We start from the raw sequence: 25,349 nt of genomic DNA, 5'->3' as shown, positions 1-25,349 counted from the left end.
GCGTGACGGCTGGGCTCCGTTTTCTCGGTCCGGACACGGCCGCGGTCCTTGCGTGACGGCTGGGCTCCGGGATCCCCGGTCCGGGCACTGCTGCGGCCCTCGTGTCCATCTTGGGCTCTGCTCATAGGCCCGCGGGTTGCTTGTGCCTCGCTTCCGGCTGACTCTTCAGTCCGGACACGGCTGCGGCCGCTCGGAGTGGTGAGGCTCACGCGTGGCCGTTGAATTGGGGATATTCGCCGGTCATGTCCGGCGTGTCGTACGGCGGGCAGCGGCGACATCGCGCTCTACTGGTCAAGCGGGCACGATCTATCCCAGTGTTCTGATGGAATTCTGAGCTGTGAGTGGTCAGAAATACCGTTTGGTGCGCCGGGACGGGGTGAGCCGTTCCGCTCCCGTCCTGGACGAGCACCAAAGGGCCGTCGTCGAGCACGAGAGCGGCCCTCTGCTCGTGCTGGCCGGGCCAGGCACCGGAAAGACCACCACCATCGTGGAGACCGTCGTCGACCGCATCGAGCGGCGCGGCGTCGACCCGGAACGCGTCCTGGTGCTCACCTTCAGCCGCAAGGCCGCCGGCGAACTGCGCGAGCGCATCACCGGGCGGATGCGCAGGACCACCAGGACCCCGCTCGCCCTGACCTTCCACAGCTACGCGTACGCCCTGCTGCGCCGAGAGGCCGTTCTCGCGGGTGAGCCGCCTCCCCGCCTGCTCACCGGGCCGGAGCAGCTCCTGGAGATCCGCAGGCTCCTCCACGGCGAGTTGGAGGACGGAGCCGAGCACTGGCCGGACCGGATGCGCGAACTCCTGAAGACCCGGGGGTTCGCCGAGGAACTGCGCGACTTCCTCGCCCGTGCGGCCGAGCGAGGTCTGGACGGGGACGCGCTGATCGGCCTCGGCCGCACGCACGGCAGGGCCGACTGGGAGGCGGCGGGCCGGTTCTCCTACCGCTACCAGGACCGCTTCGACCTCGACCCCGTGCCGTCGATGGACTACGCGGAGCTGATCCGCGAGGCCGCCGGCCTGCTGACCGACGGGGAGGTCAGGAGACGCGAGCGGGACGCCTACGACATCGTGCTCGTGGACGAGTACCAGGACACCGACCCGGCCCAGGAGTTCCTGCTCCGCCAACTCGCGGGCGACGGGCGCGACCTCATCGTGGTGGGCGACCCCGACCAGTCGATCTACGGCTTCCGCGGCGCCGACGTGCAGGGGATCCTCCGGTTCCCTGAGAGGTTCCGCACGGCGGGCGGCGACGAGGCCCCGGTCGTCGCGCTCAAAGTCTGCCGCAGGAGCGGCCCCGAGCTGCTTGAGGCGTCCCGCCGGGTCGCCTCCCGCCTGCCCGCGGGCGGTCACCGGGCGCTCGCGCCGCTCGCCGACGCCGAGCAGGGGGACGTCTCTGTGCTGCTCGCCGACAGCGACAGCCAGGAGGCCGCCGTGGTGGCCGACACCCTCCGCAGGGCTCACCTCCTCGACGGCGTGCCCTGGTCCAGGATGGCCGTCCTCGTCCGCAGCGCCACCCGGCAACTTCCCCTGCTGCGGCGGGCGCTGACGACGGCCGGCGTGCCCGTCATCGTGGCCGGGGACGAGCTGCCGCTGGTCCAGGAACCCGGTGTGCGGCCGCTGATCACCCTGCTGAAGGTCGCCGCCAGGCCGTCCGGCCTCGACGTCGCGACCGCGGAGGAGTTGCTCACCGGAGCCCTGGGCGGAACCGACATGATCGGCGTCCGCCGGTTGCGCCGGGCACTGCGCGTCGCCGAACACGAGGCCGCGTCCGCCTCGGAGGCCGCGGTTGAGGAGGGGCAGCCGGCTCTGCCGTTCACGGCCAGGTCGTCAGACGAGATGCTCGTCGCCGCGCTCAAGGACGCCCGTGAGCTCGTCAACGTCGAGCCGCACGTGGGCGCGCCCGCGGAACGGATCGCGAAGCTCCTGAAGATCGCCCGCGAAGCCGTACGGCACGGCCGCGGCGCGGAGGACGCGCTCTGGGACGTCTGGCAGGCCAGCGGTCTCGCCGATCGGTGGTCGGAGACGAGCCTGTCCGGAGGGGCCAGGGGAGTCCAGGCCGACCGGGACCTCGACGGCGTCGTCGCGCTGTTCGACCACGCCGCCCGGTTCACCGACAGGCTGCCCATGGCAGGCGTCGAGGTGTTCCTCGACGACCTGACCTCTCAGGAGATCGCCGGAGACTCCCTCGCGGAGCAGGCCCCGGAGGGGGACGCCGTACGGATCCTCACCGCGCACAGGTCCAAGGGCCTGGAGTGGGACGTGGTCGTGGTCGCGGGGGTCCAGGAGGGCGTCTGGCCCGACCTGCGCCTACGGGGGTCCCTGCTAGGCCCGGAGGAGCTCGTCGAGCTGTCCGCCGGGATCGCCCTCGACGGCACCCAGGCGACGGCGGCGGCTCTGTCGTCCAAACTGCTGGCCGAGGAACGGCGGCTGTTCTACGTCGCGGCCACCCGGGCGAGACGCAGGCTGGTCGTCACCGCGGTGGGCGGAGAGGACACCGACGAGCGCCCATCGAGGTTCCTCACCGAACTGCTGCCCGGCGGGGTCGAGGAGGCGACGGTCGACGACCGCGCCCGCTGGCTGAGCATGTCCGCCCTGGTGGCGGATCTGCGGGCGGCCGTGTGCGACCTGACCAAACCGGAGGCGCTTCGCCGTGACGCGGCCCAGCACCTCGCCAGGCTGGCGCGGGCGGGCGTGCCGGGAGCGAGTCCGCGTGACTGGTACGCGATGACGCCGCTCTCCGACGACCGTCCCCTCGGCTGGCCCGACGACATCGTGCGCGTCTCGCCGTCCGCCGTGGAGAGCTTCACCAAGTGCGGGCTGCGGTGGGTGCTCGAGACCGCGGTGGGCGCGGGGAGCGCCAGCGTGACCCAGAGTCTCGGCTCCGTCATCCACGCCATCGCCGTGCTGGCCGCGGAGGACGGCACCGACCTGGTCGCGCGGCTCGACGACGTCTGGGAGCAGTTCGACTTCGGCGGCGTCTGGTTCAACCGCAAACAGCGCAAGGTCGCCGAGCAGATGGTCGAGCGGTTCGTCCGATGGCATGAGGAGAACCCGCGCGACCTCGTCGCCACGGAGGAGGCGTTCACGGCGGTGGTCGCCGAGGGCGTGCACATCAGGGGCCGCGTCGACCGGGTGGAGCGCGACGGAGACGGCCGGGCAGTGATCATCGACATCAAGACCGGCGCCTCCAAGCCCAGGGACGACGAACTCGACCGGCACCCGCAACTCGGGGTGTACCAGCTCGCCACGCTGCTGGGGGCGTTCAAGCGGCACGGCCTCGTCGAACCGGGCGGAGCGTCGCTCGTCCAGGTCGGCAAGGCGGCCGGAGTCACGGGAGCCGCCAAGGAGCAGGCGCAGGGCGCGCTGGGGGAGGACCCGCAGCCGCAGTGGGCCCAGGACCTGGTCGAGACCGTCGCGGCGGGGATGTCGGCCGAGGTGTTCGTCGCGAAGGTCAACGACGGCTGCCGGACGTGCGCCGCCAAGGTCGCCTGCCCGGTCAACGACAACGGGGGCCAGGTGTGCTGAGCCTCCGTACGATGGGCTGATGCTGAGCCCCGCGGAACTCGCCGCCAAGCTCGGCGTCCTTTCCCCCACCCCGGAGCAGGCCGCCGTCATCGACGCGCCCCTGGAGCCGGCCGTGGTCGTGGCGGGCGCGGGTTCGGGCAAGAGCGAGACCATGGCGGGGCGCGTCGTGTGGCTGGTCGCCAACGGCCTGGCACGTCCCGAGCAGATCCTGGGCCTCACCTTCACCAGGAAGGCCGCCGCGGAGCTGGCAGAACGCGTGCGCAAACGGCTGAACGGGCTGGCTGCGGCCGGGCTCGTCGAGCCGGAGCTGCTCGACGCGGAGCCGACCATCTCGACCTACCACGCCTACGCCGCCAGGCTGGTCACCGACCACGCGCTCCGCGAGGGACTCGAACCCACCATGCGGCTGGTCACGCCCGCCGTCTCGTGGCAGATGGCCGCGCGGGTCGTCGGGCAGTACGACGGCCCGATGGACAAGGTGGACCTCGGCCCGCCGAGCGTCACCGCCGCCGTGCTCGAACTGGCCGGCGAGATGGCCGAGCACCTGCGGACCCCGGGCGAGGTGCGTGAGGTCGGCGACTGGCTGCGCGACCGCCTCGCCGTCCTGCCGGGCAGGACGATCCTGGCCCAGCAGCGTCCGGTCAGGATGCAGGCCGTCAGGGAGCAGTTGCTGCCGCTCGTCGAGGCGTACGAACGGATGAAACGCCGCCGGGAGGTCATCGACTACGGCGACCAGATGGCGCTCGCGGCGCTGATCGCGTCGCGGCATCCCGAGGTGGGGGTGTCGGAGCGGTCCCGCTTCTCCGTCGTGCTGCTCGACGAGTACCAGGACACGAGCCATGCCCAGCTCGTCCTGCTCCGGGCGCTGTACAGCGGAGGACACCCGGTGACGGCCGTGGGGGACCCCTGCCAGTCGATCTACGGCTGGCGTGGCGCCTCATCGGGCAACCTGTCCAGGTTCCCGCAGGACTTTTCCACCTCGCAGGGAGACCCGGCGCCCGTACGCCAGCTGTCGGTCAGCTTCCGCAACGGCGAGCGCGTCCTGGGGGTCGCCGCCGCGCTGCAGGCGCCGCTGCGGCAGGAGGCCGGGCAGGTGCCCGTGCTCGTCCCCGGCGAGAACCGGGCCGGTCGCGGACGGGTGGTGTGCGCGTTCCACGAGACCGCCGAGGCCGAGGCCGAATGGGTCGCGGACGGTGTGGCCCGGACCATCGGGCTCGAAGGGGCGCCCGACGGACTGCCCTGGGGGGAGGGCGAACGCGCCAGACGCGGGGCCGCCGTACAGCCGCAGGACGTGGCGATCCTGGCCCGCAAGCGTTCGCAGTTCCCCGCCCTGCGCCGCGCGCTCGAGGCCCGGGGCGTCCCGGTCGAGGTGGTCGGGCTCGGCGGCCTGCTCACCGTGCCCGAGGTGGCCGACATCGTCGCCACGCTGCGCGTGCTGTACGACCCCACGGCCGGGGACGCGCTGGTGCGGCTGCTCGCCGGGCCGCGCTGGCGGATCGGTCCCGCTGACATGAAGGTCCTCGGCGACGTCGCCCGCGACCTGAACAGGGAGTTCCACGGCGGGCCCCGCCCGGACGACCCGCTCGAACAGGTCGTCTCCGACATGGCCGAGGAACGCGGCAGCCTGGTCGACGCACTCGACGAACTGCCCGACCGGCCCGAGTGGCTGGAGGCGTTCTCGGCTCCGGCCCGGGTACGGCTGCCCGCGCTCGCACTCGAACTGCGCCACCTGAGGTCCCACTCCGGACAGCCGCTCCCCGACCTCATCAGCGAGGTCGAACGGCGGCTCGGACTCGACATCGAGGTGGCGGCCAGGGGAGGGAGCCCCCTCGCCGCGCGGGCCGACCTGGACGCGTTCCTCGACGCCGCCTCCCGGTTCGCGGGCGACGCGGAGGACCCGACGCTCGGAGCCTTCCTCGCCTATTTGAAGGCGGCGGAGACCGAGGAGTTCGGGCTGGAGGCCGGCCGGGTCGGCGACACCAACAGCGTCAAGCTCATGACCGTCCACGCGTCCAAGGGCCTGGAGTGGCCGGTGGTCGTCGTCCCGGGACTGTCGCAGCTCACCACGCAGAAGGGCGGCCTGGCCCGGGGCAGCGTGTTCCCCGCCACGCCGGTCACCAACTCGCGGTGGACGGAGAACCCGCGCAAGCTGCCGTACCCGCTCCGCGGCGACAGGGCGGACCTGCCGGCGTTGGAGGGCCTGGACAAGGAGTCGCTGGCCGACTTCGACGAGCGGTGCCGCGACAGGGACCTGATGGAGGAGCGGCGGCTGGCCTACGTCGCCGTGACCCGGGCGCACCACCTGCTCATCGCCTCCGGCTACCGCTGGGGCGGCTCGACCAAGGCGCTCGAGCCGTCCGGGTTCCTCATGGAGATCAGGGAGGCCGGCGCCCAGGTCGCCTGGTGGGACGAGGGGACGAGCGAGGAGAACCCGCTGCTCGCCGAACCTCCCGAGGCGGTCTGGCCGTCCGTGTCCGTGCCGGATCCGGTGCTGGACGGCGCACGCATGGTGGAGGAGGCCCTGGCCGGCACAGACGCAGGCGCAGACGCGGGTGGACCGGAGATCGCGGACGCGCCCGACATCAGGGAGTGGGACAGGGAACGAGCCAGAGCCTGGGCCCGGGATACCGACCTCCTCATCCGGGAACGAGAGGCCAACCGCCGGCGGGGCGGCGGAGCCGTGGAGTTGCCCGCACGCCTGACCGTGTCTTCGCTGGTCACGCTGGCCACGGATCCTTCGGCGTTCGCGCGGCAGGTGCGGCGTCCCGTGCCGCGCAAGCCCGCGCCGCTCGCCCGCCGTGGTACAGCGTTCCATCGATGGCTGGAAACACGTTGGGGACAGCAGCGTCTGATCGACGACTTCGACCTGCCCGGAGCGTCCGATGAGCCGTCGGAGGCCGAGGTCCACCTCGCCGAACTGCAGGAGCGGTTCGAGGACAGCGAGTGGGCCGGGCGGGAGCCACTGGATCTGGAGGTGCCGTTCGAGACGGTCATCGCCGATCGGCTGCTGCGAGGCCGCATGGACGCCGTCTTCCGTGAGGGCGACGGCTACGTGGTCGTCGACTGGAAGACCGGCGAGCGGCCCCACGGCAAGGCGGCGGAGACCGCGTCGGTCCAGTTGGCCGCCTACCGGATGGCCTGGGCCTCCCTCGCCCACGTGCCGCTGGAGAAGGTCGGGGCCGCCTTCCACTACGTCCGGTCGAACGAGACGGTGCGGCCGGTCGACCTGCTCGGGGCCGACGGCCTCACCGCTCTGATCGACCGGATCCCGTCAGCGCAGTAGCGCCGCCGTCACTCGAACAGCGTCCCGGTCTCGAGTTTGACGCCGAACGGCTCGGGCAACTCCAGCACTTCCCCCGCCTCGACCGTGACGACCTGCTTGTACGGCTCTCGCATGTCGCCCGGGGCCGCGTCCTTCGACGGCTCGCTCATCAGAGTGACCGTCTTCGGATCGGCGAGCGGATCGACGATGAGCAGCAGCGGCACTCCGGCACGCGCGTAGTCGACCGGCTTTTCGTTCCAGTCGACCGAGTACGTCCCCGGAGAGCACACTTCGACGACGAGCAGAGCGCTGCAGCCCTTCACGCGCAGGTGGTCGAATCGTTCGGCGTCCCGTGCCGTGACCATCAGATCCGGAAGCCGATGATCGAGGAACGGCGGAATGTGGACGGCGAGGTTGTGATGGAAACGCCAGCCGTTCGCGAGCTTGAGCGGGATCAACAGGTCCGCCAGCCTGTCCACGATGCAGGAGCTCTCCATGCTCTGCCAGGGGCTCACGACGACCCGGCCCCCGGAGATCTCCGCGGTGTAGCCCGCGTCGTTGAGTTCCTGGCAGAGGTCCACGACCGCGGTCTCGTCGCCTCCGGGTGCGGCGCGGGTCGGCCCTTCTCCCGGGTCGGCTTGCTCGAGTTCGGTTCCGGGTTGCTCGGGCTCGGCGTCAGGCTGTCGCTCGGCGGGAGCGCTGTCGTTCCGCCGGTGCCGGGTGGGCCTGGTGAGCGCCATGTCGTCGCCATCCTCTCGGACTCCCTACGCGTTCCGATGGTACGTGCCGTCGCAGGATTGTGACGGAAAGTAGCCGGGTCTGGGGACGGTCCATCAACGCCGCGATGAAGGGGTGGAGGAAATCCCCATCGCGGTGGAGAGTTCTCACTCGTAGAGCAACCCCTCATAGTGATCGGAGACGCCGACGTGACAAAAAGTCGGGAACTGCCCGCCTACGTGTACGACCTGGCGGGCCTGGACGCCCACGCGGGAGCCGTACGGGCGGCGCTGGAGGGGGTCGAGCTCTATTACGCGGTGAAGGCCAACCCCGACCCCGAGTTGCTGCGTGTGCTCGCCCCTCACGTCGACGGGTTCGAGGTCTCCTCGGGCGGGGAGCTCGCGCACGTCCGGGGGTTGTTCCCCGGCGCCGCGATCGCGCTGGGCGGTCCAGGAAAGACCGACGCGGAGCTGTTCGCCGAGGTCACCCGAGTGCACATCGAGAGCCCCGGCGAGCTGCGGCGGCTGCTCGCTTCCGGGAGGCCGGCGGATGTGCTGCTGCGGGCCAACCTCGACCTCCCGGTCGACGGGGCCTCACTGGTCATGGGGGGAGGCGCGACGCCGTTCGGCATGGATCCGGCGGGCGTCGCCGAATGCGTGGACCTGCTGGAGAGGCAGGGCACGGTGCGCCTTCGCGGGCTCCACGCCCACCTGGCGAGCGGTCTCGACGCCGAGGCCGCGCTGGAGGTCGCCGCCGGCGTGCTCGGCCACGCGCGCGGCCTCGGCCTCACCGAGATCAATCTCGGCGGCGGCATGGCGGTGTCGTACGACGACCCCGGCGCGCTGTTCGACTGGCGCTCGTACGGCAAGGGCCTCGCCGAGCTGCGCCGTCCCGGAGAGGTGCTGCGAGTGGAGCCGGGCCGGTCGCTGACGGTCTACTGCGGCCGCTACGTGACCCGGGTGATCGACGTGAAGCGGGTGCACGGCGAGCTGTTCGCCGTGGTGGCGGGCGGCACGCACCATCTGCGGACCCCCGCGACGAAGGGGCACGACCAGCCGCTGGCGACGGGAGAGCCCGGCGAGCCGATCACGATCGTCGGTCAGCTCTGCACGCCGAAGGACGTGTTCGCCCGCCGCGTGCCGGTCCGCCTGGAGGTCGGCGACGTCGTGGAGTTCGCCATGGCCGGGGCATACGCGTGGAACATCTCCCACCACGACTTCCTGATGCACCCCAAGCCCGCCTTCCGCTACATCCGGGGCGAGTAGGCGGCCAGCGGATTGGCCACGGCGGTGTATCCGGCCGCCCTGTCAGCCGAGCGGTTCCAGCGGACGCCTAGGTTGGCCTTGGCCGGCAGGGGCGCCCCTGCGAGGAGTTCCGCCAGCTGCGCGGGCCGGCCGTGCCCCCGGGCGTACTCCTCCAGGACCTCGCGGGCGGCGTGCCACAGGTCGTCGAGCAGCCGGTCGGTCCCGGCGACCTCGGCGACGGTGGCCGCGACCTCGGCGACGGTGGCCGCGACCTCGGCGAGGTGGTTGACCACGAGGCAGTAGACGACCCGGTTCCAGCCGCGCGCGGCGTCGTAGGTCACCGCCTCGGCCACACGGTCCGGCAGGCCCGCCAGGTTGTGGCGGCCGGCGACGAGCTTGGTCCCCTCCAGGTCGCGGAACATCGCCTCCGCGGGGAGCCCGTCGGCGCCGAAGCCGACGAGGACGTTCTGCACATGGGGTTCGAGGACGACTCCGTGGGTGAAGTACGCGTCGAGCACGGGAGGCGCCACCCGTTCGACGTAGGCGCTCCACCAGCCGTGCGGGTCCTCCCACCGGCGGGCGGCCACGGCATCGGGCAGCTCGGCCACGGGGGCGGCGAGCGCCCCGGCGAGGATCGGGGTCGTCCCGGGCCCGCACTCCCGCCACGGGCCGGAACGGATGATCACCCCGAGCGCCTCGAACAGCCGGATGCCGAGCGCCGCCGAGCGGTAGCCGGGTTCGGGGAGCCAGCGCGTGCCGGGGAAGTCTCCGGCCAGCCGTCCGAAGACCGGGCGGAGCCGTTCGGTGAGTTCCACGGCTCCGATCAGCTCGTACCAGGCGTTCTTGCGTACGCAGTTGGTGATCCGCACGTCGAGGCTGAATTTCAGGCAGTTCTCCGTGACGGGGTCGTACACCGTGCGGACCGACGACGTGGGAGTCACCGCGTGCGAGCCGTACCCGAGATCGAGGAGCCGTCCGTCGGCGAGAGGTGCGCGCAGGTCGTCGGCGACGAGTTCCAGTTGCCAGGGATGGGCGGGCAGGAGCGTGTAGCCGCGGGGTGCGGCGCCGAGCCCGTCGAGCGCCGTGGTGTCGCCCTGCTCCGCCACGAGGTCGGTTCGGACGCCGAGGAGCCGCAACGGGAACTCGGCCCGCGCCTCGGGGGCGTACCGGGTCAATCCGGAACCGGTGTGCGCCTTCGGCGACGGATGGAACGGATGGCCGTCGACGAGCGACTGCTCCGACGCCAGCCACGGGTCCGACGGCGGGCGGGTCCGCCCGCGGGCGGCGAGGAGCGCCGAGATGGCGTCGCGGCTGGCGGCCACCTGTGCTGCGAACTCGTCGTTGGTCCCGCACAGCTCGCGCTCGGCCAGGTCGACCAGGCGGTCGGAGGTCAGGGGCAGCCACGACCCGTCCGACAGCCACTCGGCCGCGCCCTCGAAGCGCAGTGCGATCCCGCCGTGCGCGCGCACGCGGATCAGGGTCCCCGCGACCTCCAGCAGCAGGTACGGCTCGGCCGGTCCCACCTGGCCGCGCGGCCCCCCGAGCTCCCGGGCGCAACATCGCAGCAGCGCGCCCAGCGTGACCTCCTCGGCCCTGGAGACGTGCGGGTCGGTCAGGAGGCGGTCCATGGGTGATGTGCCCCTTTGCATGGTCACGGATCGAGGAGGTCCAGGTCAGGCGGCATACCGCCGAATTCGTGCATGATCACGGCCGGGGTCGCCGCAGGTCGGCGAGCATGATCGCGAATCTGTGCATGATCACGCCCAGAGGGGGGGTCACGGGCGGAGGTAGTTGGGGCCGGTGACTCCGTAGAACTTGTTGATGTCGGCGGCTCCTGACCTGCGCTTGTCCACGAGGGTTCCGGCGACGACCATCGACTTGCCGACCAGCCGGGCGGACTCGAGGGTCCTGGCCCGCAGCAACCGCGCCATCGGGTCGTCGCCGAAGGGTTCGAGCGCCGCCGACAACGCATCCCTGATCAGCGCGGACGCCGCCGACTCCGGACGGCCGGCGACCAGGGCGGGGAACACGATCGCGGCCGCGGCCAGATGCAGCGTGATGGTCACGAAGACGTCGGCGAGCGCGTGCGGATCGTCGGTGAGCATGCGGTGGTCGGAGAAGTTCGGGGGCTCGATCCCGGCCGCGCCCAGCAGGCCGGGGGACACGAGCAGGCCGTCGTTGTCCTTCACCAGCAGCCGCATCGGCCCGTCGCCGAAGACGAGCGCCAGGTTCTGCTGGTGGGCCTCCAGCGCCAGGCCGTACCGGACGAACAAGAGCGCGTTCCACGACAGGAGCACCGACAGGTAGTCGCGCAGCAGTGCGTGCACGTCCCCGCCGTAGTGGCGTTCGGCGAGATGGTGGAGAACGAGCCGGTCTCCTTCGCCGTCAGGCCAGGGGGCCAGGAGGGCGGCCACGGGCACGATCTCGCCCTCCGGCAGGTTCCGGACCAGCCAGCCGAGGTACTCGTGCCCGGCGTGGCCGTAGTTCTGTTCGCCGGCCACCGCGACCCGGGCGGCAGGCTCCCTGGCGAGCACCTCGCGCAGGAGCGACTCGGCGAGCGCCCCGTCCCGGAGCGTGCCTGGCTTGATCGACCGCCGGTTGAGCAGGCCGAGCGTGCTCGTCGCCAGCGGCACCTTGAGGTGGGTGAGGTCGTCGACCTCGACAGTCCGCATGGAGAGGGTCGGGCGGACCGTCAGATACGGCTTGACCCCCATGACGACGCCGGGAAGCCCCTCCACCACGGGAACGGTAAGCGGATGGACGGGGAACGGCACGTGGGTGCCGGCCAACCGTCCGGGCAGGCCGATGTCGCCCGGCGTGGGCCACCAGTCCGGGAGTCCGGCGCCGCGCCCTGTGCCGAACGCTGTGCCGAACGCTGTGCCGGACACTGTGACGGACACAGCGCCGAACGCTGTGCCGGACACTGTGACGCGTTCGCCAGGTACCGCCGCCCAGGCGAGTTCGAAGGACGGGGCGAACTCGGGCGCGTGGGCGACGAGGCCCGCCTCGGGGACGCCGAGACGGCACCGGGCCGTCGGGTAGATCGGGTGGTCGACGGCCGCGGCAAGCGCCTCGTAGAACAGGAGCGTGCCCTCGCGGCCGCGGAGCCGGGCCGCGACCTGTGCGCGGTGGCGGTCGTGGAGTTCCAGCCCGGCCAGAGCCTCACGGCACTCCCGGGCGAAGGCCGCGACCCCGGCGCCGTCGGCGGGGTCGGCGATCACCGCGAGGGTGTCCAGCACCTCCGCGAGGCTCACCCCCTGCCCCTGCCCCGGCTCCGCGACGGCGAAGTCCTGGAAGGGGGAGCCGGTCGCCAGCCGGATCCGCCTGCCGGAGGCGAGGACCACGGCGACGCCGTCCTTGTCGCTCGTCATGATGGACGCGATCGACCCGTAGTCCTCCCTGAGCAGGCTGTCGAGGACGCGGACCGCCAGATAGGCCTCCCGGTCGGGCGTCTCGGTCACGCGATCGTCCAGGGCTGCAGTGCGCGGAAGGAGCCGACGGCGGAGTCCACGGCCGTCCGGTCGGGGCCGATCGCCCGGACGATGCCGAGATAGTCCCGGTTCGTGTGGGTGACCTCCACCCGGTCGCCGACCGCGCGCAGTGGCCGGTGCCAGAGTCTCACTCGCGACGGATCTCCGGAAGGCCCGTCCGGGGACACCGGCGGCGGCGCCGCCGTCACGACGCCCGGCCTGTCGGCGATCAGGCTGACGGCCGTGCCGAACAGGTCACCCCGCGGCGCGTCCCCGACGCCGAGCGCGTCCAGGGGTTCGCCCGCGTGGACGCGCAGGACCCACTCGTGCAGCGGGGCGCCGAGGAGGTCGCCGAGCAGGAAGTCGCAGTTGTCGCCGATCAGCCGATAGTTGATCTCGACGATGCGGGGCCCGTGCCGCGTGACCATGTATTCCGTGTGGCACACCCCGAAGCCGGCGCCGATCGCGCCCAGGGCCGCGGTCACGTGTGCCACGTCCTCGTCGCCCGGGTCGGCGTGCCAGTCCAGGCGCTCCTCGACGAAGTGGGGCAGCGGGCCCAGCGTGGTACGGAAGCCGCCGAGGACGTGGAGCGTCCGCCCGTCACCCAGGGTCTCCAGGGTGTGCAGGCTGCCGTCGAGGAACTCCTCGGCCACCAGGACGTCGGCGGGCCGCCGCTTCCTGATCTCGGAGACGGCCGCGGCGAGTTCGTGGACGTCCGCGGCGAGCGTGACGTCCTCGCTCGCCACGCCCGCCGCCGGCTTCACGACGACCGGGTACGGCAGAGCCTCCGGCAGGTCGGCCCCCGGCGGGAGCCGTACGGACCGGACGGTTTCCACCGGTGCGAGGTGGCGGCGCATGAGCACCTTGTTCTTGGCGGTGACGCAGGACCGCCAGTCTTTGCCCGGAAGGCCGAAATAACCGGCGGCCAGCGCGGTCTCGGCCTGGAGGTGGTCGGAGTTGGAGAAGACGACGTCCGGCCGGTGGTGGGCGGAGATGACGTCGATCACCGCGCGGGGGTCGCGCACGTCGGTCTCGATGACCTCGTGGCCGGGATATCCGTCCGGCTGGTCGGTCAGGACCGTGACGTCCCACCCCAGCGCTGCGGCGGCGGGCAGGAAGCCGTCCATCACGGAGTCGGTCGGGTTGAGCGCCGTGAGGTAGAGCCGCACGCAGATCCTCCGTAGGTAAGCCTAACCTAACCCGTCGCATCCTAATCATGGCCGGATCCGTACGCGCAGGGAATCGCCGACGGGGGCCGCGTGTTGTGGAGGCACCCGTGGAAGGATGACGCCGTGGAGATCTCGGAAGGCCTGCTCGGGCCGTTGTTGCTGGCCCGGAACGCCATCGATCGGTCGGCCGCGCTCCGTGGGGACGAGGAGTGGCTGGCCAGGGCGTGGGCCGACGAGAAGACGCGGGTCCTGGTGGTCGACGACGGCCAGACCGTCATCCGCAGGTTCACCGACGGCGCGGCTGTCGTGTACCTGTCCCCGCTGGACGCGCCGGAGGGGCCCCGCTACCTCCTCGGCGTCGACCCGGACGGCGCGGCGTACTTCGCGGTCAACGCTCCGCTCCCGCCGGGTGAGGCGGCCGGGCTGCGGCAGACGGGCGCTCTGCTCGACGACCGCGACGCGGGCCTCCTCGTCTACGCGGTCGCGCTCGAGGCGTGGCACACGACGCACGAGTTCTGCCCGCGTTGCGGAAGCCGTACGACGATCACGTCCTCCGGTCACACGCGGGTCTGCCCGAAGGACGGGAGCCAGCACTTCCCCCGGGTCGACCCCGCGGTGATCATGCTGATCCACGACGACGAGGACCGTGTGCTGCTGGCCCGGGGACCCGAGTGGCCCGAGGGGCGCATGTCGGTTCTGGCGGGATTCGTCGAGCCCGGTGAGTCGCTGGAGCACGCCGTGATGCGCGAAGTACTGGAGGAGGTCGGCGTCACCGTCGCCGCGCCCCGCTACATGGGAAGCCAGCCCTGGCCGTTCCCGCGCAGCCTGATGCTCGGTTTCTTCGCCCGCGCGACGACGACCGACATCGTCATGGATCCCGTCGAGATCGCCGAGGCGCGGTGGTTGTCGCGGGACGAGCTGACCGCTCAGGTCGAGTCCGGCCGGCTTCGCCTGCCCGGCCAGGTCTCGATCGCCCGCAGGCTCATCGAGACCTGGTACGGCAAGCCGATCCCCGGTGACTGGTGACGCTCAGCACGCGCCCTGAAGGTGCCGCTTCACCTCGGCGACCGACGGGTTGGTCATCGTGTGGCAGTCGGTCACGACCGTGGGGACGACCTGGTTGCCGTTGTTGACGCTCATCACGAACTCGGCCGCCTCGGGATGCCGTTCGATGTCGACCTCGCTGTAGGAGATGCCCTCCCGGGTCAACTGGCTCTTGAGCCGCTTACAGGGGCCGCACCAGCTGGTCGTGTAAACCGTGAGCGACATGATCGTCCTTCCGTGCGCGAAGCCGAGTAATCACGATGAACACGCGGGATCCGCGCCGTGTTCCCTTTCGCGGCACTTTTCCCGAATGATGTTCGGTGATCACTTGTCGGATTCGAGCCGCGCCGCGATCCAGTCCTCCACGGCCTTGGCCACGCCCTTCTCCCGGTAGAGCGGCGCACTGTGCTGCTTGCCCGGCATGACCTTGATGGACATCGGCACGCCGTACGTCTTGAGCGCCTGCTGGAGCAGCTCGCTCTGGTACGGCGGGACGAACTCGTCCTCCGAGTGCACGTCGAACATCGGCGCGTCGCCCGCCGAGGCTTGGTCGGGGATCTCCATGCTCGCCCAGACGTCGGGGCACTCCGCGGGGGTGCATCCCCCGGCGAGCGCGGTCGCGGTATCGCGGAGCTTGCGCTGGTCGTGGCTGCCGCCCGTGCCCCCGTCGGCGTAGGACGTCAGCGGCGAGATGATGGGGGAGACGCCGACGACCCCGCGCAGCCCGGGCAGGCCGTCCTCGTAGGTGCCGACCGCGGCCGCGATGTGGCCGCCGGCGGAGAACCCGATGACGACGTAGCGGTCGGGATCGGTGTTGTACTTCGCGGCGCGTGCGCGCGCCGCGTTGATCGCGGCGATCGTGTCGGTCCGCTGGGCCGGCCAGGGGGCGTCCCCGGAGAGCCGGTAGTCGAGGTTGACCACGGTGTAGCCCAGGCGGGCGTAGGTCCTGCTGACGGTGGTCATGGATTTCTTGTCGCCGCCCGACCACCAGCCGCCGTGGATGACGAACACCGCCGGGCGGCGCGGACCCTTCGTGTGCCACCAGACGTCCATCCGCCGCCGGGGGCCGTCGCCGTACGCGATCGTGCGGACCCTGATGTCGGACGCGGATGCGAGCGGCCGGGTGACCGGGGACGGCGTGGGCGAAGGAGTCCGCGACGAGACGGGAGTGGGCTTCGCCGAGGCCGTCGGCGGCCCGGCGTTCCTGGGCGCCGCTTGCTGTCCGGGGAAGGCGAACAGGATCGCGACGAGGGCGAGCGCTCCGGTCCCGATCGCCGCACCCACGGCTTTCCGCACGGGCTGGTTCCTCCCCGCTGGTACCGTGTGCCGACCCGGTCTCAGGACACGCCAGGGCGGCTGCTGGAAGGATGATGCCAGTACATCGCCCGCATCGCATATTGGGAGCCCATTTGGACGTCCTTGGGGGCCTTGATCCCGAACAGCGCGAGGTCGTCGAAGCGGTGCGCGGCCCCGTGTGCGTGCTCGCGGGTGCGGGCACGGGCAAGACGCGCGCCATCACCCACCGCATCGCCTACGCGGTGCAGAGCGGGGTCGTGGATCCGCAGGGCGTCCTCGCGGTGACCTTCACCACCCGGGCGGCGGGCGAGCTCAAGCAGCGGTTGCGTCAGCTGGGCGCCCCCGGCGTCCAGGCGCGGACGTTCCACGCCGCCGCCCTGCGACAGCTGAGCTACTTCTGGCCGCGCGTCATCGGCGGCGATCCACCCCAGGTGGTCGAGTCGAAGCTGCCGCTGCTGATCGAGGCATGCCGCCGCCTGCGGAAGAACCCCGACCGCGGTGAGCTGCGGGACGTCGCCAGTGAGATCGAGTGGGCGAAGGTCACTCAGGTCGCGCCGGAGGACTACCCCGCGGCCGCGGTCAAGGCCCGGCGCACGCCCCCCGTTCCGCCCGAGGAGGTGGCCCGCCTCTACGACGGCTACGAGGCCCTCCGCCGCCAGCGCAACCTGATCGACTTCGAGACGATCCTCGAGCTCACCGCCGCCGTCATGACCGAGCACCGCGAGGTCGCCGCGCAGATCCGCCAGCAGTACCGCTACTTCGTCGTGGACGAGTTCCAGGACGTCAACCCGCTACAGAAACTCCTGCTGGACACGTGGCTGGGCGGGCGCGACGACCTGTGCGTCGTGGGCGACCCGAACCAGACCATCTACTCCTTCACCGGGGCGACCCCCCACTACCTCACGAACTTCGCCGTCGAGTACCCCTCCGCGAGCGTGATCAGGCTGATCCGCGACTACCGGTCGACGCCGCAGGTGGTCACGCTGGCCAACCGGGTGATCGCACGGTCGGTGCACCGGATGGAACTGGTCGCCCAGCGGCCGGAGGGGCCCGAGCCCGTCTTCACCGAGTACGACGACGAGCCTGCCGAGGCGCTGGGGGTGGCGCTGACGGTCAAGAAGCTGATGGCCGACGGCGTGCCCACCCGGGAGATCGCGGTGCTGTTTCGGATCAACGCCCAGTCCGAGGCGTACGAGCAGGCGTTCACCGAGGCCGGCGTGCCGTACCTGCTGCGGGGAGCCGAGCGGTTCTTCGAGCGCCCCGAGGTACGGCAGGCCGTCGTGCTGCTGCGGGGCGCCGCCCGGTCGGCGAACGACGAGGAGGCGCTGGCGCCCGGGGTGCACGCCATCCTGTCCGGCATCGGCCTGACCCCCGAGCCGCCCAGCGGCGGCAAGGCCAGGGAGAAGTGGGAGTCGCTCAAGGCCCTCGCCGACCTGGCGGAGGACATGGCCGCGGAGGGCGCCGACCTGCCCGCGTTCGTCACCGAGCTTGAGCGCAGGGCGGCCGAGCAGCACGCGCCGCCGGTCGAGGGCGTGACCCTCGCCTCGTTCCACGCGGCGAAGGGCCTGGAGTGGGACGCCGTGTTCCTCGTGGGGCTCACCGAGGGAATGTTGCCGATCATCTACGCGGAGACCCCCGAGCAGGTCGAGGAGGAGCGGCGCCTGCTGTACGTGGGGGTCACCCGCGCCCGTGAGCACCTGCACCTGTCGTGGGCGCTGGCCCGCTCGCCGGGGGGCCGCCGCTCCCGCCGCCCCTCCCGCTTCCTCGACGGCCTGTCGCCGCGCACCCCGGTCGTGAGCCGCGTCGAGCGGCCCTCCGGCGGCGCCAAGAAGGCGGCGGCGCCGCTGCACTGCCGGATCTGCGGCAAGACCCTGGCCGTGGCGGCCGAGCAGAAGCTGGGCCGCTGTGCGACCTGCCCGGCCGACTACGACGAGGCTCTCCTGGAGAGCCTGAGGTCCTGGCGCTCGGGTGTGGCCAAGGAGACGAAGGTCCCCGCCTACGTCGTGTTCACCGATGTGACCCTTCAGGCCATCGCGGAGCGGGTTCCCACATCGGAGGAGGGCCTGCTCTCCATCGCGGGCATCGGACGCGTCAAACTTGACCGGTACGGCGACGCGGTTCTGGAGCTGTGCCGTGCCGCCACTAGTGTTACCGACGAGTAATAAGTCCCCCGTTTGATGGAGGCCCCGTGAATTCGGCGCTCAAGGAAGTGCTGGATCTGCTCGACCTCGAGCAGATCGAGCTGGACATCTTCCGGGGCCGCAGCCCCGAGGAGCGCATACAGCGGGTCTTCGGCGGCCAGGTCGCGGCGCAGGCGCTCGTCGCGGCCGGCCGTACGGTCGCCTCCGACCGCATGGTCCACTCGCTGCACGCCTATTTCATCCGTCCCGGCGACCCCGCCATTCCGATCGTCTACAACGTCGAGAGGATCAGGGACGGGCGTTCGTTCACGACGCGGCGGGTCGTGGCGGTGCAGCACGGCAAGGCGATCTTCACGATGTCGGTGTCCTTCCACATCCAGGAGGAAGGGGTTTCTCACCAGGCGGTCACCATGCCGCAGGTGCCCGACCCCGAGACCGTGCCGACCTTCCAGGAGCGCATGTTCAACGTCGTCGGAGACGATCCGGCCTGGCGGGACTGGCTGGCCAGGCCGCGCCCGGTCGACGCCCGCTACGTGAACGCGCTGACCTGGGAGGCGCAGAAGGACCCCAGCCTGATCAGCGCGAAGAACCACGTGTGGTTCCGTTACGACGCGGACCTGCCCGACGATCCGCTCCTGCACGTGGTGCTCGCCGCCTACGCCTCCGACTTCACCCTGGTCGACACGGTGCTGCTGGCGCACGGCCTGGCGTGGGGCGCCTCGAACGTCAAGGGAGCGTCACTCGACCACGCGATGTGGTTCCACCGGCCGTTCCGCGTCGACGACTGGCTGCTTTACGCGCAGGAGTCGCCCTGGTCCGGAGGCGCGCGCGGCCTCGCCCGCGGGGAGATGTTCACGCCCTCCGGAGAGCTGGCGGTGTCGGTGGTTCAGGAGTGCATGATCCGCGTAAGCGAAGATGTCATGAAGTCGTGAAAATCGCAGGTAGAAAATAGGTTGCCCGCCCCTGCGGTTCGCGTTTAGGGTCATGACTGATCTCATCAGTCATGAGGTCGAAGGAAACCGCCGGACGGTCCGTCCGGCCGACAGCACTCGAGTGGAGGTGAGTCCCGTGGAGAACATGACCGTGTTCCTGGCCACGTGGCTCGCTTTCGCATGCCTGGCTGCCGTCATCGCGCAGATCGAACTGTCTGGCGGCAAAGCCGTGCGTACCCAGGCTCTGATCATCGGAGCCCTTGGAACGTCGGCCTTCGGCAGGCTTGCCGGCCCGGCCAGCCACCGCACCCGCTCGTATGTCCGGATCCCTGTGGGCCGGCCGATGAGCGCTGAGCAGACCGACCGCACCGCCAATGGCGATGCCCTGGGTCCGCGACACGCCTGGAGAAAACCAGTCATAACCTGACCGGTCTCCTCTCTCCAGGCCGCGGATCCGCAAAGGATCCGCGGCCTTTCTTATTGTCCGGCCACGATCCCGCCCACCCACGAGGACAGACAGACCAAACCGAACGAAGAGGTGACGCAGATGGCGGCCCCGGTCATGGACCTGATCGAAGCCGAAATCCCCTGCCGTACCGAGCCCGACCTGTGGTTCGCCGAGTCTCCCGAGGACGTCGAGTTCGCCAAGGCGCTCTGCGGAGGCTGCCCGATCCAGAAGGCCTGCCTGGCCCGCGCGCTGGAGCGCGAGGAGCCGTGGGGCGTCTGGGGCGGCGAGCTCATCCTGAGGGGGGTCATCGTGCCCCGCAAGCGCCCGAGGGGACGCCCCAGGAAGGCTCCCGTCGCAGCCTGACCGGCACATCCACGCACAGCAGAAATTCGAAAGGAACCACTCGATATGAACATCTCCCCGAGCGCCTCGTTGTATCTCCACCAAGAACTGGCTCATGAGCGAATACGAACCCTCCACCAGGAGGCGGAGGCGGAGCGGCTCGCGAGTCGGGTCAACAGCGTGCGCAAGGCTCGCCGGCAGATGGAGCGCGCTTCGCGCCGGCTCAGCGACGCGTTATCGCGGGTGTGACGACACGACGTGCCTGACGACACGAAGGCCCCGGTCCGAGGCGGACCGGGGCCTTCCCCATGTGCCGGACGACAGTGGGCGTCGCGGCGCCGGACGGCAGTGGGCGTCGTGGCTCAGACGCGGCGAGTGTCGTGGCTCAGACGGCGGCGAGCGTCGTCCCCTCCGGCTCGCCGGGGTCGTCGGCGAAACCGGGCACCCACCGGATGGCCTCGTCGCGGAACCGGGCGGTGGTGCCCAACTGGCACAGCACCCCCACCCCCGCGGCGTGCACCCGATGGATCAGCACGTACGACGGCGGCAGGTTGAGCTGGCGCACGACATTGGTCGGGCGAAGATCGGTGACGGCCACCGCCTGGTGCCGCAGCCACTCCCGGGTGAAGGTGAACTCCTCCACCTGCGTCGGCTCGACGTAGGGAGCGAGGAACGCGCGCAGGGCGTCGACGTCGACCTCGATGTGCGGCCGGATGAAGCCCTCGTCGCGCAGTCCGCGCACCACCGACTCCATGTCGCCCTGGTTGAAGATCCTCGTGAGCGCGCCGAACATCGGGGGGTAGCCCTCCGGCAGGCGGTTGACCGCCCCGAAGTCGAGCACCCCCAGGCGGCCGTCCTCCATCACCCGGAAGTTGCCCGGATGCGGATCGGCGTGCAGCAGGCCGACTCTCGCCGGAGAGCAGAAGAGGAAGCGGACCAGTTGCAGGCCCGCCCGATCCCTGTCCTCCTGGGAGCCGTCAGTGATGATCTTGGACAGCGGGATGCCGTCCATCCATTCCGTGACGAGGATCTGCTCGTTCGCCGCGATGACGTCGGGCACGCAGAAGTCCGGGTCGCCCGCGAACTCCTGCGCGAACGCGTGCTGGGCCTCGGCCTCGTGCAGATAGTCGAGCTCCTCGGCCACCCGCTCCTTGAGCTCGCTCAGCAGCGGCTTGATGTCGAGGCCGGGCAGCATGACGCCGAAGAGCTTGCCGAGCCGCGAGAGCTGGTTGAAATCGGAGAGCAGGGCCTTCCCCGCCCCCGGATATTGGATCTTGACCGCGACGGCGCGACCGTCGTGCCAGACCGCCCGGTGCACCTGGCCGATGGAGGCGGCGGCCGTCGGGCGGTCGTCGAACTCCATGAAATTGTCCCGCCAGTCGTCGCCGAGCTGCTCCGCGAGGACCCGGTGGACGGTCGCCGCGGGCAGCGGAGGAGCGGCGTCCTGCAGCCTGGTCAGCGTCGCCCGGTACGGCTCGGTGAACTCGGGCGGCAGTGCCGCCTCGAAGATGGACAGGGCCTGGCCGAGCTTCATGGCCCCGCCCTTGAGCTCGCCGAGAACTTTGAAGATCTGGTCGGCCGTTCGCTGCTGTATCTCCCTGGTGACGATCTCCGCGGAGGCGCCGCCGAGCCGTCTGCCGAGCCCGATCGCGGTCCTGCCCGCGAACCCGAGAGGGAGCGAGGCCAGCTTCGCCGAGCGAGTCACAGCACGATGGGGAAGGTCGGTCACGCGACCATTGTTAGCGAATTTGTGGCGTTTCGACCACATTGACATTGTGAATGACGCTCCCACGACCGGTGCCGCCAGCGCCGATCGGGCAGGATGTCGAGGCTCCCCGCGAGGGCGTCCGCCCCGTCGACGAAGGCGAGCGCGTGCCCGGCGGCCTGGGCCGCGACCAGCGCCGACAAGGTCGTGTCGCAGGCGGACTCACCCGCGGGATAGCCGCCGAGCCGGGCCCTGACGGCGGGCCAGGAGGGGTCACGATCGCGCCGGGTCAGATCGAGACAGTCGAGGCACGCGGTGACTCCCGGCATCACCAGCGGCCCCACGAGGCCGCATCCCTCGAAGGCCGTTGCGAGCAGATGGGGGATCTCCTCGGCGCCTAGCTCACGGACCAGCACCGGATCGAGCGGCCCGACGGGAGCCAGGATCACGAGATCGGGACGCGAGCCGTGATCGCTGAGCCGCGACGCCGACCGGCCGCTCCACGCGTTGACGCCGGGCGCGATCTCGCGGGCGAGGGCGACCGCCCCCTCCTCGCGGTCCCTGCCCACGTGCGACCAGCCCAGTCCACCGGGGACGACGTCCTCCCGCCGTGCCGTACCGGGATCCACGACGCAGAGGTGGCCGATGCCCGAGGCGGCGAGCAGGACGGCGATCTGGGCGCCCACGCGGCCCGCGCCGTGCACGCGGACCTGTGCCGATCTCCGCCGCTCGACCGCGCCCATCCCACCGTCCGTCGAGGTCAGCGCCAGGACGTCGACGTCGGGGCGGAGCCGGTCACGCTCGGCCCTGGTCAGGCCGGCCAGGGGCGCGGGACGCACGGCCGCGTCGTCGATCACCCCGCGGGCCGTCAGCAGGGCGATCACCTCGCGGGCCGAGGCCTCATCGAGATCACTCTCGGCCACCGCCTGGGTGAGGGTCCGGGTGCCGTCCAGGCTGTCGATAAGGCGTCGGACGGCGGGCTCGACTCCGGTCAGGACGACGGCCCGGTGAGGATGGACGCCGAGTTGGAGGGTGCGCTCGTCGCGGTCGACACGTCGCAAAGCGGGCTTCAAGCGGGGTCTCATAGTCGCCAGACCTTGTCACACGCCGCCCCGGGTGAGGGCGGAATCTTCGGGGTTGTGGATAATTACCGGGGTGAATGTGGCGGGTGAACTACGCGAGGACAGTCGTTTTCGCGCTCGCAAGGTCACGTTTGCTCGATTGACCAGGGGGAACGTAACTCCCCCCCTGTGGAAATCCGCGCGTGTCGGCTACCTTTCATATGTGCCCCCCGAGACAGTCGAGGTTCGTCGGAGCACACGTCGGCGGCGAACCGTTTCCGCATACCGCGATGGAGACAAGACCATCGTGCTGCTCCCGGCAGGCCTGAGCCTGACCGACGAGGAGCAATGGGTACGCCGCATGCTCGATCGGCTAGCCGCCAAAGAGCAGCGACGGAAGCCGAGCGACGACGATCTGCTCGACCGAGCGACGGATCTGGCGACCCGATATCTGGACGGCAAGGCCTTCCCGACCAGCGTCAGGTGGGTCGAGAACCAGCGCCATCGGTGGGGCTCCTGCACCCCCGACCACGGGACGATCCGGCTGTCCACCCGGCTCCGTGGAATGCCGGCCTGGGTCGTCGACTACGTGATCATGCATGAGCTGGTTCACCTGCTCGTCCCGAGCCACGGCCCCCGCTTCTGGGAGCTGGTCGAGCGATACCCGCGGGCGGAACGCGCCAGAGGGTTCCTCGAGGGGTTCTCCATGGGGGTCAACGGCTCCGTGGAGGAATGTTGACCCGAGTCGTGGCGGTCCTCGTCACGGCGGGGATGACGGACGCCTCGCCTCCGGGCGTCGATCCGGAGGAGTTTCTTCTCGCCATGGCGGAGGACACCTACGAAATGGTCGCCGGCCTCGAGTTGGTCGAGCCGGTGATCCTTTCCGCCGGAGTCCCCGACCTGGACGACATCGCCTGGCCGGGCACTCCTGTGATATCGATCACATCCCCGTCCGAGGCGTTCTCGGCCCTGCCGTACGGCACCGAGGCCGTGGTGATCAGCGCCGACGCGCCCGACCTGCCGCCGCTCCTCGTGGGCAAGCTCTTCCGGGAGCTCGGACGCGCCCCGATCGCCGTCTGCCCCGCCGAGGGCGGGGGAGCAGTGGCCGTCGCCTCCCGCCTGCCGCTGCCCGACTGGGCGGTCCCCGACTTCGACGAGCCCGACGTGGTCGCGGCGCTCCGCCGCCAGGCCCCCGGACGCCGCATGGTCGCGACCGGCCCCGGCTGGCACCGCCTCCGCAAGCCCGCGGACGTCGCCCGCCTCGATCCCGGCCTGGAAGGCTGGGACAACACCCGCGCGCTGCTCAGCTGAGCCGTCCGATCTCCTTCGGCAGACGGAGTTCGGCGAAAAGCGCCCTGTGGTCGGTGCCGGGCACGTCGTGTACGCCGGCGGCCACCGCTGAGGCCCGCTCGTCGTACAGGACGTGGTCGATGGTGATCACGGGAGGGATGCGCCAGTCGGCGGGCCAGGTGGTGTTCAGGCCCGTCCCGGTCGCGTCGCCCGCGTCCGCGTACCCCCCGGCGATCACCCCCCGCAGCGGCGAGTGGTCGAGGCTGGCGTTGAAGTCGCCGGCGAGGATCCTGATCACGTCGGAGGACGGCGCGGGCAGCGACTCGATGTCCGTGCGCCATTCGTAGATGTCCCGGCCCACAGGAGAGACGGTGTGGACGTCGACGATCTCCACGGGCGGGCCGCCGGGCACCGCGACACGGGCGCGGGGCATGTTGCGACTGCCCGGGAGGGCGAAGTCCGGCACCGGGGTGAGGGGATAGCGCGACCACAGGCCGCTGCCGTACGCGCCGAACGCCGCCTGGTTGTGGGAGTACGGCAACGACTCCTCCAGGCCCGCCGCGTCCAGGGCCTCGACGGCGGCCGGGGTGAGCTCCTGGGTGCTGAGGATGTCGGGCTTGAGCCGCCGGACCAGATCGACGATCGTCCGGGCGTCGGCGCCGCCGAAGTACATGTTGGTCGTGAGGATCTTCAGCGTCGGCCCCGTGGCCGTGGGCGCCGACGCGAAGGCCCGGGGCAGCACCATCGTCGCCAGAAGCGTCGACGTGGCCGCCGACACGGCGATGGCGGCCCGGCTGCGTGAGGCCAGGGCGATCAGCACCGCTCCCAGCGACGCGGCCGCCACGTACGGCGTGAGCGTGATGAACTCCACGATCAACGGGCGGCGGTCGACATCGGTCAGGTGCCCTGCCGTCCAGAGGATGAACGGGGCCACCGCGAACCAGGCGAAGACGGGCGACACCCGCCACTGCCGTCGGCCGGGAGACGCGATCACACCGCCGACGTCCACCTTCGTCATGCTGCCGACCCTAACGAGCGAAGGTGAAACCGCGCGTATGCCGAACCTGTGGATTGGGTGCGAAACATCATCAAGCGGTGGCAAGCCTCGCACGGGCCCTGCGGGCGAGACGCCGGGTCGCCTCGTCGCTCGGCTCCGGGATCTCGTCGACCGGGAACCACCGCAGGTCGAGTGACTCGTCGCTGATCACGGCCTCGGCCTCGGCCGGCGCCACGGCGCCGTACTCGACGTCGAGGTGCCAGCTGTGCGGCGGATGACACCACACCTTGTGGCGGTCCAGAGCGAGCGGGCCGTCCAGCAGGGACAGCCCGGAGATGCCGGACTCCTCCACCGCCTCGCGCAGGGCGACCAGGCCGAGTGAGGTGTCCGACCTTTCGCAGTGCCCGCCCATGGGGAGCCACATCCCCGCCTTGGGATGCAGGGTGAGCAGCACCCGCGCGCCGTCGTGCGACAGGACCGCCGTCGTCGCCGTCAGGTGGCCGGGGACGCATTCGCGCCACATCGCGTCATCGTGGGCCCGCAGGTGCTCCAGGAACTCCCCACGCAGCAGTTCCTCGTCGGCAGAGGGGGCCGACCACCCCTCCAGTACGGCCAGGGCGTCACGATGCAGACTCACCGCGGCAGCCTACCGGCGGCGGGCGACGGCCTCCGCCGGTTGTCACCCGCCGTTAGACGTCGTCACCC

The 25,349-nt window shown here is 71.1% G+C and carries 20 protein-coding genes; 10 read left to right on the top strand and 10 right to left on the bottom strand.

Annotated features, from left to right (window positions below):
• Positions 1–337: 337 nt before the first annotated feature.
• Both Pka01_RS16045 and Pka01_RS16040 read left to right on the top strand, forming a co-directional pair.
• Complete coding sequence (locus Pka01_RS16045; RefSeq protein WP_203883555.1) at positions 338–3,526, top strand: ATP-dependent helicase; 3,189 nt, start codon at positions 338–340, stop codon at positions 3,524–3,526.
• A gap of 19 nt (positions 3,527–3,545) precedes the next feature.
• The gene (locus tag Pka01_RS16040) at positions 3,546–6,809 is read left to right on the top strand and encodes an ATP-dependent helicase (RefSeq protein ID WP_203883554.1); all 3,264 of its coding nucleotides are present in this window, start codon (positions 3,546–3,548) and stop codon (positions 6,807–6,809) included.
• Positions 6,810–6,817: 8 nt separating this feature from the next.
• On the opposite strand, the gene Pka01_RS16035 is transcribed toward Pka01_RS16040, so the two are convergent.
• A complete protein-coding gene (locus tag Pka01_RS16035; protein WP_203883553.1) occupies positions 6,818–7,528 on the bottom strand; it encodes a Uma2 family endonuclease in 711 nt (236 codons plus the stop codon).
• A gap of 186 nt (positions 7,529–7,714) precedes the next feature.
• Between Pka01_RS16035 and Pka01_RS16030 the strand changes: the two genes are divergently transcribed.
• Complete coding sequence (locus Pka01_RS16030) at positions 7,715–8,770, top strand: type III PLP-dependent enzyme domain-containing protein (RefSeq protein WP_239115033.1); 1,056 nt, start codon at positions 7,715–7,717, stop codon at positions 8,768–8,770.
• Here the strand turns inward: Pka01_RS16030 and Pka01_RS16025 are convergent.
• The 3 genes from Pka01_RS16025 to Pka01_RS16015 form a co-directional block, all read right to left on the bottom strand.
• Positions 8,752–10,377 (bottom strand): IucA/IucC family protein, encoded by a 1,626-nt coding sequence (locus Pka01_RS16025; protein WP_203883551.1) that lies wholly within the window; start codon positions 10,375–10,377, stop codon positions 8,752–8,754. The genes Pka01_RS16030 and Pka01_RS16025 overlap by 19 nt on opposite strands.
• 147 nt (positions 10,378–10,524) lie before the next feature.
• Positions 10,525–12,210 (bottom strand): IucA/IucC family protein, encoded by a 1,686-nt coding sequence (locus Pka01_RS16020; protein ID WP_239115032.1) that lies wholly within the window; start codon positions 12,208–12,210, stop codon positions 10,525–10,527.
• Positions 12,207–13,388 carry an ATP-grasp domain-containing protein gene (locus Pka01_RS16015; protein WP_239115031.1) on the bottom strand — a complete coding sequence of 394 codons (1,182 nt, stop codon included), beginning with the start codon at positions 13,386–13,388 and terminating at the stop codon, positions 12,207–12,209. Before Pka01_RS16015 ends, Pka01_RS16020 begins: the two co-directional genes overlap by 4 nt.
• Positions 13,389–13,511: 123 nt before the next feature.
• Here Pka01_RS16015 and nudC point away from each other — a divergent pair, with 123 nt between their 5' ends.
• Positions 13,512–14,414, top strand: coding sequence for an NAD(+) diphosphatase (gene nudC, locus Pka01_RS16010; protein ID WP_203883550.1), 903 nt, complete (start codon positions 13,512–13,514; stop codon positions 14,412–14,414).
• A 3-nt stretch (positions 14,415–14,417) separates the two neighbouring features.
• On the opposite strand, the gene Pka01_RS16005 is transcribed toward nudC, so the two are convergent.
• On the bottom strand, positions 14,418–14,657 hold the full coding sequence (locus Pka01_RS16005) for a mycoredoxin (RefSeq protein ID WP_203883549.1): 240 nt from the start codon (positions 14,655–14,657) through the stop codon (positions 14,418–14,420).
• Between the two features lie 99 nt (positions 14,658–14,756).
• Complete coding sequence (locus Pka01_RS16000) at positions 14,757–15,728, bottom strand: alpha/beta hydrolase (RefSeq protein WP_239115030.1); 972 nt, start codon at positions 15,726–15,728, stop codon at positions 14,757–14,759.
• Positions 15,729–15,841: 113 nt separating this feature from the next.
• Between Pka01_RS16000 and Pka01_RS15995 the strand changes: the two genes are divergently transcribed.
• The 4 genes from Pka01_RS15995 to Pka01_RS15980 all read left to right on the top strand — a co-directional run bounded on the left by Pka01_RS15995 (position 15,842) and on the right by Pka01_RS15980 (position 19,612).
• On the top strand, positions 15,842–17,890 hold the full coding sequence (locus Pka01_RS15995) for an ATP-dependent DNA helicase UvrD2 (protein ID WP_239115029.1): 2,049 nt from the start codon (positions 15,842–15,844) through the stop codon (positions 17,888–17,890).
• A 26-nt stretch (positions 17,891–17,916) separates the two neighbouring features.
• The gene (tesB, locus tag Pka01_RS15990; protein ID WP_203883547.1) at positions 17,917–18,801 is read left to right on the top strand and encodes an acyl-CoA thioesterase II; all 885 of its coding nucleotides are present in this window, start codon (positions 17,917–17,919) and stop codon (positions 18,799–18,801) included.
• Positions 18,802–18,853: 52 nt separating this feature from the next.
• Positions 18,854–19,228: a hypothetical protein gene (locus Pka01_RS15985; protein ID WP_203883546.1), complete on the top strand. Its 375-nt coding sequence runs from the start codon at positions 18,854–18,856 to the stop codon at positions 19,226–19,228.
• 120 nt (positions 19,229–19,348) lie between these two features.
• Positions 19,349–19,612, top strand: a complete 264-nt coding sequence (locus Pka01_RS15980) for a WhiB family transcriptional regulator (RefSeq protein ID WP_203883545.1) — start codon at positions 19,349–19,351, stop codon at positions 19,610–19,612.
• Positions 19,613–19,976: 364 nt separating this feature from the next.
• Here the strand turns inward: Pka01_RS15980 and Pka01_RS15975 are convergent, their stop codons facing one another.
• The gene (locus tag Pka01_RS15975) at positions 19,977–21,320 is read right to left on the bottom strand and encodes an ABC1 kinase family protein (protein ID WP_203883544.1); all 1,344 of its coding nucleotides are present in this window, start codon (positions 21,318–21,320) and stop codon (positions 19,977–19,979) included.
• Positions 21,317–22,357 carry a ThiF family adenylyltransferase gene (locus Pka01_RS15970; RefSeq protein ID WP_239115028.1) on the bottom strand — a complete coding sequence of 347 codons (1,041 nt, stop codon included), beginning with the start codon at positions 22,355–22,357 and terminating at the stop codon, positions 21,317–21,319. Before Pka01_RS15970 ends, Pka01_RS15975 begins: the two co-directional genes overlap by 4 nt.
• A gap of 223 nt (positions 22,358–22,580) precedes the next feature.
• Here Pka01_RS15970 and Pka01_RS15965 point away from each other — a divergent pair, with 223 nt between their 5' ends.
• Both Pka01_RS15965 and Pka01_RS15960 read left to right on the top strand, forming a co-directional pair.
• On the top strand, positions 22,581–23,096 hold the full coding sequence (locus Pka01_RS15965; RefSeq protein ID WP_203883542.1) for a M48 metallopeptidase family protein: 516 nt from the start codon (positions 22,581–22,583) through the stop codon (positions 23,094–23,096).
• Positions 23,090–23,668: a glycosyltransferase family protein gene (locus Pka01_RS15960; protein WP_239115027.1), complete on the top strand. Its 579-nt coding sequence runs from the start codon at positions 23,090–23,092 to the stop codon at positions 23,666–23,668. The genes Pka01_RS15965 and Pka01_RS15960 overlap by 7 nt, the downstream gene beginning before the upstream one ends.
• On the opposite strand, the gene Pka01_RS15955 is transcribed toward Pka01_RS15960, so the two are convergent.
• Positions 23,661–24,665, bottom strand: coding sequence for an endonuclease/exonuclease/phosphatase family protein (locus tag Pka01_RS15955; protein WP_203883541.1), 1,005 nt, complete (start codon positions 24,663–24,665; stop codon positions 23,661–23,663). The genes Pka01_RS15960 and Pka01_RS15955 overlap by 8 nt on opposite strands.
• Positions 24,666–24,735: 70 nt before the next feature.
• Complete coding sequence (locus Pka01_RS15950; protein ID WP_203883540.1) at positions 24,736–25,281, bottom strand: NUDIX hydrolase; 546 nt, start codon at positions 25,279–25,281, stop codon at positions 24,736–24,738.
• Between the last annotated feature and the right edge of the window lie 68 nt (positions 25,282–25,349).

Origin of the sequence: Planotetraspora kaengkrachanensis, from assembly GCF_016862895.1 — a bacterium.
GTDB lineage: Bacteria > Actinomycetota > Actinomycetes > Streptosporangiales > Streptosporangiaceae > Planotetraspora > Planotetraspora kaengkrachanensis.
Note: the sequence above shows the minus strand (reverse complement) of the source record. Positions and strands in the feature narration are given on the sequence as shown.